10 protein-coding genes and 1 tRNA gene are annotated in these 14,113 nt (G+C 34.1%); 3 read left to right on the top strand and 8 right to left on the bottom strand.

All coding sequences use genetic code 11. The features are described from left to right. The first annotated feature begins 13 nt into the window (after positions 1–13). The 3 genes from ftsZ to Q4487_RS06260 all read left to right on the top strand — a co-directional run bounded on the left by ftsZ (position 14) and on the right by Q4487_RS06260 (position 2,630). The gene (gene ftsZ, locus Q4487_RS06270; RefSeq protein WP_100893739.1) at positions 14–1,990 is read left to right on the top strand and encodes a cell division protein FtsZ; all 1,977 of its coding nucleotides are present in this window, start codon (positions 14–16) and stop codon (positions 1,988–1,990) included. Positions 1,991–2,088: 98 nt separating this feature from the next. Next, the gene (locus Q4487_RS06265; protein ID WP_303540822.1) at positions 2,089–2,538 is read left to right on the top strand and encodes a GatB/YqeY domain-containing protein; all 450 of its coding nucleotides are present in this window, start codon (positions 2,089–2,091) and stop codon (positions 2,536–2,538) included. Positions 2,539–2,556: 18 nt separating this feature from the next. Further along, positions 2,557–2,630, top strand: a tRNA-Arg gene (locus tag Q4487_RS06260). A gap of 166 nt (positions 2,631–2,796) precedes the next feature. Here Q4487_RS06260 and Q4487_RS06255 read toward each other — a convergent pair. From Q4487_RS06255 to gltB, 8 genes are all read right to left on the bottom strand, one after another. Next, positions 2,797–3,189, bottom strand: a complete 393-nt coding sequence (locus tag Q4487_RS06255) for a hypothetical protein (RefSeq protein WP_303540824.1) — start codon at positions 3,187–3,189, stop codon at positions 2,797–2,799. Between the two features lie 106 nt (positions 3,190–3,295). Then, positions 3,296–3,943: a response regulator transcription factor gene (locus Q4487_RS06250; protein WP_303540826.1), complete on the bottom strand. Its 648-nt coding sequence runs from the start codon at positions 3,941–3,943 to the stop codon at positions 3,296–3,298. Continuing rightward, positions 3,930–5,921 carry a sensor histidine kinase gene (locus tag Q4487_RS06245; protein WP_303540828.1) on the bottom strand — a complete coding sequence of 664 codons (1,992 nt, stop codon included), beginning with the start codon at positions 5,919–5,921 and terminating at the stop codon, positions 3,930–3,932. Before Q4487_RS06245 ends, Q4487_RS06250 begins: the two co-directional genes overlap by 14 nt. 141 nt (positions 5,922–6,062) lie before the next feature. Beyond that, entirely contained in the window at positions 6,063–7,028 is a 966-nt protein-coding gene (locus Q4487_RS06240; protein WP_303540830.1) for a YpdA family putative bacillithiol disulfide reductase, read from the bottom strand. Continuing rightward, positions 7,028–7,687, bottom strand: coding sequence for a ribulose-phosphate 3-epimerase (rpe, locus tag Q4487_RS06235; RefSeq protein ID WP_303540831.1), 660 nt, complete (start codon positions 7,685–7,687; stop codon positions 7,028–7,030). The genes Q4487_RS06240 and rpe overlap by 1 nt, the downstream gene beginning before the upstream one ends. A gap of 163 nt (positions 7,688–7,850) precedes the next feature. Continuing rightward, positions 7,851–8,042: a cold-shock protein gene (locus Q4487_RS06230; protein WP_013621600.1), complete on the bottom strand. Its 192-nt coding sequence runs from the start codon at positions 8,040–8,042 to the stop codon at positions 7,851–7,853. 68 nt (positions 8,043–8,110) lie between these two features. Then, complete coding sequence (locus Q4487_RS06225; protein WP_303540833.1) at positions 8,111–9,577, bottom strand: glutamate synthase subunit beta; 1,467 nt, start codon at positions 9,575–9,577, stop codon at positions 8,111–8,113. A gap of 6 nt (positions 9,578–9,583) precedes the next feature. Continuing rightward, positions 9,584–14,095, bottom strand: a complete 4,512-nt coding sequence (gene gltB, locus Q4487_RS06220; RefSeq protein WP_303540835.1) for a glutamate synthase large subunit — start codon at positions 14,093–14,095, stop codon at positions 9,584–9,586. Positions 14,096–14,113 lie beyond the last annotated feature (18 nt).

Raw genomic sequence — 14,113 nt, 5'->3', positions numbered from 1 at the left:
GTAAAATAACAGTATGAGCAAGAACACTGAATTAGAAAGTAATATCTCTTTTGATTTGCCTAAAAATCAAAGTAACGTAATAAAAGTCATTGGTGTTGGTGGCGGTGGTAGTAACGCAATAAATCACATGTTCCAGGCCGGAATAAATGGTGTAGATTTTATTGTTTGTAATACAGACTCACAAGCATTGGAAAACAGTACGGTTCCTAACAAAATAAGATTAGGGGTTACATTAACAGAAGGTTTGGGCGCAGGTGCAAATCCAGAAGTTGGTGAACAAGCTGCTATAGAAAGTATGGAAGACATAAAAAATATGTTAGATTCCAATACAAAAATGGTGTTTATTACTGCTGGTATGGGCGGTGGTACCGGTACAGGTGCTGCTCCAATAATAGCAAAACAAGCAAAAGGTATGGATATCCTTACAGTGGGTATTGTAACAATGCCTTTTCAGTTCGAAGGAAAAATGAGATGCCAGCAAGCTCAGACTGGTATAGAAAAGCTTCGTGCTAATGTAGACTCATTAATTGTTATAAATAATAATAAACTTAGAGAAGTATACGGTAATTTAGGCTTTAAAGCTGGTTTCTCTAAGGCAGATGAAGTATTAGCAACAGCTGCACGTGGTATTGCAGAGGTTATAACGCATCACTACACTCAAAACATAGATTTACGTGACGCTAAAACAGTACTATCTAACAGTGGTACTGCAATAATGGGTTCTGCAAACGCATCTGGTTCATCTAGAGCACAAGAAGCTATTATGAAAGCATTAGATTCACCATTATTAAATGATAATAAAATTGCTGGTGCTAAAAACGTATTGTTATTAATAGTTTCCGGTGCTCAGGAAATTACTATTGATGAGATAGGGGAAATTAACGACCACATACAGACAGAGGCTGGTCATGGAGCTAACATTATTATGGGTGTTGGTGAAGATGAAAACTTAGGAGACGCTATTGCGGTAACTGTTATTGCTACGGGTTTTAATGTAGATCAGCAAGATGATATTGTAAACACAGAATCTAAAAAAATAATTCACACTCTAGAAGACGAGCAAAAAGCAACGCATAATTTAACGCCTGCTGCAGCTAATGTTGTATACGATGTTGTAGAACCAGAAACTAGTCCTGTTAAAACAGAAGTTACACCTGCGGAGCCAGAAGTAATAAAGCATACTTTATTTGAGGAAGAAAAGCCAGAAATGGATTTGATACCAACAACAAATTTTATAAAAAACTTTAATGTGTTTTATGATGAAGTAGTTGCTGATGCACCAAAAGAAGAAGACTTTGTTATAGTAGATGTTAGAGATTTTGATGTTGTAGATGCAGAAGAGGTAAAGGTTGTACAGGAAGAAGATCAGTTTGCATTTAGTTTTGATATTCCTAAAAAGGAGCAGAAAGTAGAAGAAGATGAACAAGAACATACAATTACCTTTAGTTTAGATGAAGAGGTAAATGATATGGACGTTAAAGACCATGTAGAAGTTGTTCCTGTATTAGAATACAATAAAGAAGGTGAAAAAAGATATAGTTTAGATGACTATATGGAGCTAGAAAAAGAACTTACAGGTGCTAAGTCTAAAGCTGAAAAATTTGAGCCTAAAATTGTTGATCAAGAATTAGCTTTTGAGAAGAAAACAGTAGCTCCAAAAGCAACTCAAGCTCCAACGCCTAAACCTGCACCAGCTGCTGAGCCAGAAGAAAGACAAGTAGAGGTAGATCCTATGAATACGCCAATTGAAGATTTGCTAAAAAACAGAGCAGATGAGCGTAGAAGAAAGTTAAAAGACTTTAACCATAAGTTTAAAAACAACATTAACACAGCAAGTGATATGGAAAATAAGCCAGCTTATTTACGCCAAGGTGTTAATTTAAATGATAGTAACCCAGAAAATAGAATTTCAAGAACCACTTTAAGTGAAGACGGAGAAGATATCCAATTACGTTCTAACAATTCTTTTTTGCATGATAATGTAGATTAGTGTAGTTTTTAAACTATATAATTTAGTGTATAAACCCGAAAGCAGTAATTGTTTTCGGGTTTATTTTTTTATCTTCGTGTTCCTAAAAATTATAAATTATGAGCTTACAACAAGATGTAATGACGGCAATGAAAACAGCTATGAAAGCTAAAGATAGCGTTGCTTTAGAGTCATTAAGAGCTATAAAATCTGTTTTGCTAATGGCACAAACAGAGTCAGGTGCAAAAACTGAGTTGAGTGAAGAAGAGGAAATAAAAATTATACAAAAACTTGTAAAACAACGTAAAGATAGTGCTGCTATTTATACAGAGCAAGGAAGGGAAGATTTGGCTGCTCCAGAATTAGCACAGGCAGAGGTTATAGGGCAGTTTTTGCCTGAACAAATGTCTGAGGATGATATTGCTAAAGTTGTTGAAGATGTAATAGCTAAAACAGGTGCAGATGGTATGAAAGATATGGGTAAGGTAATGGGTATGGTATCTTCTCAACTAGCAGGTAAAGCAGATGGTAAAACAATTTCTACTATAGTAAAAAATAAATTAGCTTAATTTTTTATAAGCTGATAAGGCCCCGTGGCGCAACTGAATAGCGCATCAGATTTCGGCTCTGAGGGTTGGGGGTTTGAATCCCTCCGGGGTCACGAATAAGCAAAGAATCCAAAATTAAAAAAGCAAGTTTACTTGTGTTTTAATTTTGGATTCTTTGTTTTTAGAGCGGAGCTTTTAGGGATCAACAAGTATTTTTTATTTTAGAATAACAAAAGCCACGCAAATAGCATGGCTTTTTAGTAGATATGTAGTGTAATATTATGACTTAGCTAAATCGTTACTGTGATTAACCTCAAAATAGTTTTGTACATTTTCCATAATATGAGATTCTTTCAGGGTAGAATTTGCTGTTTTATATTCTTGATCAATTAATTGTTTTGCAGGAAATGATTCACAATGTATTTCTTCACCTTTTAAATTGGTAGTCTTTACAGTTGCTGTACCATTTAATAAAGATTTTCCTGTTACTATGATAAAAGAACGTTCTTCATCTGCAGCAGAAATGCCTGTTCTTATTTTTGTGTTTTCAATAATAATGTCCGACTTAATTTGCGTGTTAGCTAGACCTTGTTCTGTCGTTTTTTTATCATTACTACAAGATAAAAATAATGCTGCTGTTGCTAATACTGATACAAATAATTTAGTTTTCATAATTGAGTGCTTTTTTAAATACACTACAAAGATGAAGTTATTACAGGTCTAAGAATACGCCTGAATTAGTGAAAATGAATACCCTGAAAACAGGGGTAGAGTAGGTTTAATCGTCTAGAAGCCCCATTTTTATTGCGTGTTTGGTTAAGCCAGCTAAATTTTTCACATTTAATTTAGAAATTAAATTTTTACGATAACTTTCTATTGTGTGCTTGCTTAAAAACAATTCGTCTGCAATTTCTTGTGTAGTGTATTCCTCAGCAATAAGTTTTAAAACCTCTTTTTCTCTATTTGTTAAAGAAACCTCTTTTTCTTTTTTGCTTGCAAACATTGCATCAGTGTAAGCTTTTTTTATTTCTGTAGAAAAATATTTTTCTCCGCCAATTATAGTTCTAATGGCTTCTAATAATTCATCTTTTTCAGCATTTTTGGGTACATAGCCATCTACATTGCCTCTAATTAGTGTGTCTATCATACCACCATCTATATGCATACTAACAACTAGTGTTTTTAAACCAGGGAAGCGTTCTTTTACTATAGTGTTTAATTCTATACCATTTATTTCTGGCATAGTTAAATCTGTCACTAATAAATGAATGTCATCAGCACCATTTATGTCTAAATACTTTACTACTTGCGCACCATTTTTAGCGGTTGTAGTAATATTAAACTCAGGAGCATCTTCTAAAATACTCGTAAGTCCGTCTATAAACATTTTATGGTCGTCTGCAATAATTAGGTTATAAGTTGTCATTGGTTGTGTTTTTTATTGGTATTTCTATAGATATTACTGTTCCTCTGTTTACAGCAGAATCTATGTGTAAGGTACCGTTTAGTTTTTCTATTCTACTTTTAATATTTGTAAACCCAATACCGTCTCCATTATTTTCTTTGTTAAAACCTTTACCGTTATCTTCAAAAAGTAAGGTAATGCTATCTTCAAAGTAATTTAGATGTATATCTGTATTAGATGCTTTGGCGTGTTTAAGAGTGTTTGTCATTAATTCTTGAATAATTTTAAACAACTCCATTTTTACCATTTCATTAATGGTGTTTATTTTTTCTTCTGGGTGCGGATAAAACTCTACATTAAGTTCACCTGTGTTGGTAATAGATTTTGTGTATTCTTTTATAAGCTGCGTAAAATCATCTTGTCTAAACTTTTTAGGAATTAGGGTGTGAGATATGTCTCTAACTAATTGATAGGTTTCATCTAATTGTCCTGTAATTGTATTTAAAGTTTCTGTTTTTTCTTTAACACTTGCCAATTGTAATTTTATGCCAGCTAAATTACCGCCAATACTGTCATGTAATTCTTGAGCAATACGTTTGCGCTCTTCATCTTGACCTTCAATGGAGGCTTTAATAAGTTTTAATTCTTGCTCTTGTTTAAGTGTAGTAACCTTTTGGTTATTTATTTCTTCGTTCTTTTTGGCAAGCTCACTTTGTGCTTGTATTTTTTGGTAGTATGTATAGAGTAAAGCAATGACAGGGATAAGAATCACTAAAAATCCAATTAAAAAAGCAGCTTTAATGGTTTTTTGCCTATCTAATTCGGCTTGCTGTTTAATTTGATCTTCTTTTAAGTCAGATATTGCTTGTTCTTTTTTTAATGTTTCGTACTGTATCTCTAGTTCTTTTATAATTTCTCTTTGTTGCTTTTCTTTTATTTCATCTAAAACTCCATAAAGTTGAGTCATAGTTGCGTATGCATTTTTGTAATCTTCTTGCTTATAAAAACTCCTAGCTTGTATAACTAATGCCTCTCTTTGAAATTGTAAGTTCTCATGGTCTACAGCATTAATGTAGGCCATAGTTAAACCAATGTTAGCAATATTGTATTCTTCTAACTTATAGTATAACCTAGCAATTAATAACGCTCCTTCATAATAAACGGCATTAAAATCATTTGCTTTTGCTTGGTTACTTATTTCTGCATATTGCTGTAGTGCTGTGTTGTACTCTTTGTTAAATTCTAAAAGTTTTGCTTGTTGTAGCCTTACCTCTAATTCTATTTGTAAATCTTTAAACTGTTTTGCCAGTTCTAGGGATGAGTTGTAATACTCTTTTGCTTTACTATATTCTTTTTTTTGAGCATAAGCATTACCTAGTTGTACTAAAGCTTTGTTTGTTATTATAGAGTGCTGCTTTCCATATTTATCTATAGATTCTTCAAGTAAATCTATGGCTTTGTCTATGTTGTTTTGGGCAATGTAGTTTTTGGCTAAGCTTACTTTATGCAAGTACATAAACTCATAGTCGTTAATACCTTCTGCTTCTTGTAATCCTTTTATGTTCCACTCAATAGATTTATCTGAAAGTCCGTTTAAAGAACTACCTATAGACATATAATAATGAGCTTTGGTATATAGGTACTTTTTGTCGTTTTCTGGCTTGTCCCAGTTGGCTAATTCTTTAACGTACAGATTTCCATAATGTAAGACAGAATCTGTATTTGCTTTTTTTGCGTGCTGTTCTATAAGTTGATCAAAAATAGAAAAACGTTGCGCTCCAAATTCAGCATCCTTTAACGCATCATACAAAGGTTGTAGTGTTTTGTCTTTTTGAATTTTTGACCAAGAAAATGAAAAAAAAGAAGGGTCTTCTTCTTTGGTTTCAGTGCTATCTGCCTCTTGTGCATTAACTAATTGAAAAACACTTACTAAAAGTAGAATTAGGGTTGTTTTTAATTTGTGAAAAAATGTACTGTATGTTGGTTTGGTTAAAGTCAAAAAAATAATAATTGTTTAATTAATTACTTAATTTGGTTTGCTAATTTAAGCGCTGTTTACAAAGTTGGCTTTTATATAGCTTTTTATAACCCCGCAAGTTAGTGAAATGTATATCCCTGAAAACAGGGTGTAATATAATTATTATTTCTTTTGTAGTATAGTGCTAATTATTTTTTTAGCGTGAATTCTAGAATTTTCTATAAACCATTTGTGCGTTTCCATACCACCACAAATTACACCAGCTAAATAAACGTTACTTAAATTGGTTTCCATTGTGTCTGTATTGTGTGTTGGTATCTTTTTTGCATCGTTAGACAAGGTGATGCCCATTTTAGTAAGAAAATCAAAATTTGGTCTATAGCCAGTTAACGCTAAAACATAGTCATTTTGTAAAGTAATAGCGCCATCAACAGTTTTAATTGTTATTTGGGTCTCTTTAATTTCTGTAATATTGGCATTATAAATTACTTTTATACTACCTTCTTCTATGCGGTTAATAATATCTGGGCGTACCCAATATTTTACGCGTTGACCAACTTCTGCGCCACGAATAATTAAAGTTACTTCTGCACCTTTACGCCAGCATTCTAAAGCGGCATCTATAGATGAGTTACTTGCGCCAACAACTGCTACTTTTTGTTTAGAGAAATAATGCGGATTATTATAGTAATGAGTAACTTTTGGTAAGTCTTCTCCCGGAATATTTAATTTGTTAGGTATATCGTAAAAACCAGTAGCTATTATTACGTTATTTGCTGTGTAAGTTGTCTTACTGGTTTTTACAATATAATAAGTAGAGTCTTTGGTTACATTAGTTACTTTTTCAAATAAATTAATGTCCAAATCATTGCTACTTACAATTCTTCTGTAGTATTCTAAAGCTTCTTCTTTTTTGGGTTTAGCTTCATTACTGATAAAAGGAATGTTGTCTATTTCTAGTTTTTCGGATGATGAAAAAAATTGCATTTTAGCAGGGTAATTGTATAACGAGTTTACAATACACCCTTTTTCTAAAATAAGATAAGAAAGTCCGTTTTTTTTAGCTTCTAATCCGCAGGCAATACCAATAGGTCCGCCGCCAATAATTATAACATCAAATAAATTCACTAGCCTATAAGTTCTTTTAAGTTTTTAATTGTAGCTGTAGGGTCATCACTCTTAAAAACAAAACTACCAGCAACAAGTACATCTGCACCTGAGTCTACTAAAGCTTTTGCATTTTTAGAAGTAACACCGCCATCTATCTCTATAAGGGTTTTTGCATTTTTCTTAGTAATTAATTCTTTTAATGCTTTTACCTTATTGTAAGTGTTTTCTATAAAAGATTGTCCTCCAAAACCAGGGTTAACACTCATTAAGCATACAACATCAATATCATTAATAATATCTTCTAATAAATGTACGCTTGTGTGAGGGTTTAAGGCAACACCAGCCATCATACCTTCAGCCTTAATTGCCTGTAAAGTTCTATGTAAATGTGTACAAGCTTCATAATGTACAGATAATACATTTGCTCCTAATTCTGCAAAGGTTTTTATGTACCTATCTGGGTCTACAATCATTAAATGCACATCTAATGTTTTTGTAGCGTGCTGTGCTATACTTTTTAACACAGGCATACCGTAAGATATGTTAGGAACAAAAACGCCGTCCATAATGTCTATATGGTGCCAATCTGCCTCACTATTGTTTACCATTTCTACATCTCTCTGTAGGTTTCCAAAGTCTGCTGCTAATAAAGAAGGTGCAATTTTATTGTTGCTCATTTTGTTTTAGATTGATATTTATGCAAAAGTACGCATTTGATGTAAATTGATATAGTGTAAATGTGGCTTTATATTTTGTTTAAGATTGATGATTATAAAAAACAAAAAAGCCTGTTGTATAAAACAACAGGCTTTGCATGTAATAAGTTAAATTCTTTATATATTAAAGGACTTCAACGTTTACTGCATTAGGTCCTTTTTTACCTTCTTCAACGTCATAACTAACTTTGTCTCCTTCAGCTATTTCGTGAGTTAATCCACTGATGTGAACAAAAACGTCTTTACCACCATCATCTGGAGTGATAAAACCGAAACCTTTAGAGTCGTTAAAAAATTTTACTGTACCGTTACTCATAATTTTATTTTTAATTTAAAGTGCAAAGATAGTATAATATCAATACAAAGTGATTTTTATTTTTTTTTCTAAACTCTAGGTAAATCGCCTTCTCCTTTTAATGGTAAAGTAGAACTTCCTGTTAGGTAAACATCTACGTGATGCGCAGCCTGTCTGCCTTCAGAGATGGCCCATACTATTAAAGATTGACCTCTTCTTTGGTCGCCAGCTACAAAAATACCAGGTACGTTAGTCATATAGTTTTTTGCAGAGGCTTTAATATTTGTTCTAGGATCTGCTTCTAAGCCTAGTTGTTGAGCTACAGTCATTTCCGATCCTGTAAAACCCATTGCAAGCAAAACTAAGTCGCATTTCCATTCTTTTTCTGTTCCAGGAACTTCTTTTAGGCTTGGTCTTTGTCCTGGAGTTTTAATCCACTCTACTTCTGAGGTGATTAATCCTTTTAAATTACCATCTTTATCTCCAACAAATTCCTTGGTAGAAATGCTAAAGAAACGTTCTGCACCTTCTTTATGAGAAGAGCTTGTACGTAAACGCATAGGCCAAAACGGCCAAGGCTGGTCTGCAGGCCTCTCTGGAGTTGCTTTGCTCATAATCTCAAAATTAGAGACAGAAGTAGCACCATGACGTATAGATGTTCCTATGCAGTCAGATCCAGTATCTCCACCACCAATAACAATAACATCTTTGTTTGTAGCTTTTATTTCTTCGCCTAAATCTGTAATGCCATCTACGCGTTTGTTATTTTGTTTTAAAAAGTCCATTGCTTGTACAACACCTTTTAGTTCTGCTCCTTTTATTGGTAAGTTTCTACGTACTGTAGCGCCACCAGAAAGTACAACAGCATCAAAATCTTCTTTTAGGGTGTTTGCATCAATATCTACACCAATATGTGTATTGGTTTTAAACACTATGCCTTCTTCTTTTAGTACTTCTAATCTACGGTCAATAACGTTTTTCTCCATCTTAAAATCAGGAATACCGTATCTTAATAATCCACCAACTTTAGCATCACGCTCAAAAACAGTAACCAAATGTCCGGCTCTGTTTAATTGTTGTGCAGTAGCTAAACCTGCAGGTCCAGACCCTACAACAGCAACTTTTTTACCTGTTCTAGTTTTTGGTGGTTGTGCAGTTATCCATCCGTTGGAAAAAGCAGTTTCAACAATGTTTTTTTCAATATTTTCTATAGACACAGGGTCTTCATTAATACCTAATACACAAGCTTCCTCGCACGGAGCAGGGCATAAGCGACCAGTAAATTCAGGGAAGTTATTGGTAGAGTGCAATATGCTTGCAGCTTTTTCCCATTTTCCTTTGTAAACCGCATCATTAAAATCTGGAATTAAATTTCCTAATGGGCATCCGCTATGGCAAAACGGAACTCCGCAATCCATACAACGTGCACCTTGGTCTTTTAATTCAGTTTCCTTTAATGGTTGTGTAAATTCTTTATAATTTTTTATACGCTCTTCTACAGGAGCATAGTCTTCTATTTTTCTTTCGAACTCTAAAAATCCAGTTATCTTTCCCATAGTGCTTTATATTATGCTAGCTTTTTCTTCTTCTTCTAATCTTTTTAATGCTTGACGGTATTCTTCAGGGAATACTTTAACAAACATTGGTAAACTGTTTTCCCAGTTTTCTAGCAAGCGTTGTGCCAGAGGACTCATAGTGTAATTGTAATGACTTTCTATAAGGTCTTTTAGTTCTGCAATATCATTGGCTTCATCTACAGAAAGTAAATTAAGAGCTTCTTTATTGCAGTTTTTTTCAAACGTTTTGTTTGGGTCAAATACATAAGCAATACCACCACTCATACCTGCTCCAAAATTACGGCCTACTTCGCCTAAAATTACAGCTACACCACCAGTCATATATTCACAACCGTGGTCTCCAATGCCTTCTACAACAGTTTTTGCTCCAGAGTTACGAACGCAAAAACGTTCACCTGCTTTACCATTTATATAGGCTCTACCAGCAGTAGCACCATATAAGGTTACATTACCTGTAATAACATTGTCTTCCGGAATTATAGTGGCGCCTTCTGGTACTTTTATTACTAATTTACCTCCAGATAGTCCTTTTCCTAAATAATCATTAGTATTACCATTAACTGTCATAGTTAAACCTCTGGTTGCAAAGGCACCAAAACTTTGTCCGGCAGAACCAGTAAAGTTTAAACGTAGCGTGTTTATAGGTAAGCCTTTTGCACCATAGGTCTTAGAAATTTCATTACTTATAATTGCACCAACTGCTCTGTCTGTATTTTTAATAGGAAAATCTAAGGTTAGTTTTTCTTTTCTAAATAAAGATGGGTGTGCTTTTTCTATAATTTTAAACTCTATAGATTTATATATATCGTGCTCTTGTTTTTGTGTGTTGTGAAGTTTGGTATCTGCAGGTACATCTACTTGGTGTAAAATAGGAGTAAGGTCTATGCCTTCTGCTTTATAATGTTCTATAGCTTTGTTGCGATCTAGTTTTTGAACCTGACCTACCATTTCGTTTACAGTTCTAAAACCTAGTTGCGCCATTATTTCTCTTAGTTCTTGAGCAATAAAGTACATGTAGTTAACTACGTGTTCTGGTTTTCCTTTAAACTTTTTACGCAGTTCAGGATTTTGAGTAGCAATACCAACCGGACAAGTGTTTAAGTGGCAAACACGCATCATAATACAGCCAGAAGCCACTAAAGGAGCGGTAGCAAAACCAAATTCTTCTGCTCCAAGCAGACAGGCAATTGCTACATCACGACCTGTTTTTAGTTGTCCGTCGCATTCTACAACAACCCTGTTTCTAAGGTCGTTCATTACTAAGGTTTGTTGTGCTTCTGCAACACCTAGCTCCCATGGTAAACCTGCGTGTTTTAAAGATGTTAAAGGAGATGCTCCTGTGCCACCATCGTGACCAGAAATTAGTACAACATCTGCTTTTGCTTTTGCTACACCCGCAGCTACAGTACCTACACCAACTTCTGACACTAATTTTACGTTTATTCTTGCTTCTCTGTTAGCAGATTTTAAATCGTAAATTAATTGAGATAAATCTTCAATTGAATAAATATCATGATGTGGAGGAGGGGAGATAAGCCCTACATACGGAGTAGAGTTTCTTGTTTTTGCTATAGACGGATTTACTTTTGGTCCAGGCAATTGTCCGCCTTCACCAGGTTTAGCGCCTTGTGCCATTTTAATTTGTATTTCCTTGGCACTTGTTAGGTAGTTAGATGTAACACCAAACCTACCTGAAGCAACTTGTTTTATAGCGCTGTTTCTCCAATCTCCAGTTTCGTTTTTATAAAAACGTTCTGCATCTTCACCACCTTCACCAGAGTTGCTTTTGCCGCCAATACGGTTCATTGCAATGGCTAAATTTTCATGAGCTTCCTTGCTAATAGATCCGTAAGACATTGCTCCAGTTTTAAATCGCTTTACAATATCTGTCCATGGTTCTACCTCTTCAATAGGAATTGGGTCATAGTTAGAAAACTCAAACAAACCTCTAATGGTCATTAAATGTTTAGATTGTTCATTTATTAAACTAGAGTATTCCTTGTATGTGCTTGGTTCGTTATTACGAACTGCTTTTTGTAATTTGGCAATAGTAAGTGGGTTAAATAAGTGTTTTTCTCCATCTCTACGCCATCTATATGCGCCACCCATTTCTAACTCTAAATTAGCTGCTACTTCTTTAGTGTTAAATGCTTTTTGGTGTCTTTTTGCTATTTCTTTTTCTATTTGGTATAAGCCAATACCTTGTATTCTTGTAGGTGTGTTTGGAAAATATTTATCTACAACCTTGGTGTTTATACCAATACACTCAAATAATTGCGAACCTCTGTAGGAGTTTAATGTAGAGATGCCTATTTTGTTCATCACTTTTAAAACTCCCTTGCCAATACCTTTGTTGTAATTTTTAATTGCCTCATCAAAAGTAATGTCTGTAATGTCATTTTCTTCTATTTGCTCAGCAATAATTTCGTTTACCAAATATGGGTTTACTGCACTTGCTCCGTAGCCAAACAATAATGCAAAATGATGCACTTCTCTAGGTTCTGCAGACTCAATAATAATACTTAGCTTAGATCTTTTTCCTAGTTTTTGAAGTCCGCTATTTACAAAAGATAAAGCCAGCAAAGCAGGTATAGGTGCGTTGTCTTTATCTACATTTCTGTCTGATAAAATGATAATATTTGTACCGTTATCTATTGCTTTAGATGCCTGGTCTAATATAGATGCCAATGCTTCTTCTAGGGCGTTGTGTCCACGTTCTATTTTGTACAGAATAGGAATAGATGTTACTTTGTAATCAGGACTAGCATCATAGTTTTTTATCTTATCTAAATCTTCTTTAGATATTACAGGATTCTGAATTTTTAATTTGCGACAGTGTAATTCTGAAAAGTCAAAAATATTATGATCACTACCAAGGGTTAAGCTAATATCTGTAATTAGCTCTTCTCTAATACCATCTAAAGGAGGATTTGTTACTTGGGCAAATAGTTGCTTAAAGTAGTTGTATATAAGTTGTGGCTTTTCAGATAAAACGGCAATTGGCGTATCAGACCCCATAGAGCCAATAGGCTCTTTGGCAGACTTACCCATTGGTAATATAATGGTGTTTATATCTTCTAACGTATAGCCAAAAAGTGATTTTCTTTTATCTAAGCTTTCTTCACCTAAAAATAAAGGGCAGTCGTTATAAGGGATGTCTTTTAAATGCACCAAATTATTATCTAACCATTTTTGGTAAGGCTTTAATTGAGCAATTTTTTCTTTTATTTCTTCATCATTAACAATACGGCCTTCTTCCATATTTACTAAAAACATTTTTCCTGGCTCTAAACGTCCATGAAACTCAATGTTTTCTGGTTCTATATCTACTACACCAGTTTCTGATGACATAATTACGTAGCCATCTTTAGTAACAGAGTATCTAGAAGGTCTTAATCCGTTACGGTCTAGAACTGCTCCAATATAGTTGCCATCTGTAAAAGGTACAGATGCGGGTCCATCCCACGGCTCCATCATACAAGAGTTATACTCGTAAAATGCTCTTTTAGCAGGAGACATATCTGGATTTTTTTCCCAAGCTTCTGGTACCATAATCATCATAACTTCTGGCAAGGATCTACCTGTCATTAGTAGCAATTCTACTACCATATCCATTGTTGCAGAATCTGATTTTCCTGGTAATATTATAGGAAGTATATTTTTTATTTCATCACCAAATAAATCACTCTTTAGTAGTTCTTCTCTAGAGCGCATTCTAGATACATTACCACGTAATGTGTTTATTTCTCCATTATGACACATATACCTAAACGGTTGTGCAAGATCCCAAGTAGGGAAGGTGTTGGTAGAAAAACGTTGGTGAACAAGAGCAAGCCTTGTAACCACTCTTGGATCCATTAAATCTTTAAAGTAAAATTTAATGTCTTGTGGCATTAAAAGACCTTTAAAAATAATGATTTTTGTAGATAAACTAGGAACGTAGAAAAATCCGCTTTCAGATAATTTAGAACTTAAAATAGTATGCTCTGTTACTTTACGAGCAATGTATAGTTTAAGGTTAAAAGCAGCATAATCTTGAGAACTATTTTCTTTAGCAATAAATATTTGCTTAACAAATGGCTCTGTTTCCATAGCTATGCGTCCTGGAACATTTTTGTTTACAGGTGCATCTCTCCAGCCTAACAATTGTAGGCCTTGCTTTTTTATGTTTTCTTCAAATACAGAGATACAAAAATCTCTTTGGTTTTCTTTTTGAGGTAAAAAGATGTTTGCAACAGCATATTCACCTGGTTCTGGTAAATTAAAATTACAAACCTCTACAAAATAATCATGTGGTATATCTATTAAAATACCAGCGCCATCTCCTGTTTTGCCATCAGAACTAACAGCACCACGGTGTTCTAGCTTGTCTAATATCTCTAAAGCTTTATGTATAATGTCGTTAGACTTCTTTCCTTTTAAGCTACAGATAAAACCAGCTCCACAATTATCATGTTCAAAATCCGGTAGGTATAACCCTTGTTTTTTCAGCTTCATAAATTATCACATTTCTTC

It is taken from the genome of Cellulophaga sp. 3_MG-2023 (genome assembly GCF_030546975.1).
Classification (GTDB): domain Bacteria; phylum Bacteroidota; class Bacteroidia; order Flavobacteriales; family Flavobacteriaceae; genus Cellulophaga.
This window is presented reverse-complemented; position numbering and strand designations above follow the sequence as displayed.

What these genes read in the sequence shown, in the direction of transcription:
- Q4487_RS06225 (WP_303540833.1), bottom strand. Translation starts at nt 9,577, where the DNA reads ATGGGAAAGATAACTGGATTTTTAGAGTTCGAAAGAAAAATAGAAGAC.
- Q4487_RS06265 (WP_303540822.1), top strand. Translation starts at nt 2,089, where the DNA reads ATGAGCTTACAACAAGATGTAATGACGGCAATGAAAACAGCTATGAAA.
- ftsZ (WP_100893739.1), top strand. Translation starts at nt 14, where the DNA reads ATGAGCAAGAACACTGAATTAGAAAGTAATATCTCTTTTGATTTGCCT.
- Q4487_RS06255 (WP_303540824.1), bottom strand. Translation starts at nt 3,189, where the DNA reads ATGAAAACTAAATTATTTGTATCAGTATTAGCAACAGCAGCATTATTT.
- Q4487_RS06230 (WP_013621600.1), bottom strand. Translation starts at nt 8,042, where the DNA reads ATGAGTAACGGTACAGTAAAATTTTTTAACGACTCTAAAGGTTTCGGT.
- rpe (WP_303540831.1), bottom strand. Translation starts at nt 7,687, where the DNA reads ATGAGCAACAATAAAATTGCACCTTCTTTATTAGCAGCAGACTTTGGA.
- Q4487_RS06250 (WP_303540826.1), bottom strand. Translation starts at nt 3,943, where the DNA reads ATGACAACTTATAACCTAATTATTGCAGACGACCATAAAATGTTTATA.
- gltB (WP_303540835.1), bottom strand. Translation starts at nt 14,095, where the DNA reads ATGAAGCTGAAAAAACAAGGGTTATACCTACCGGATTTTGAACATGAT.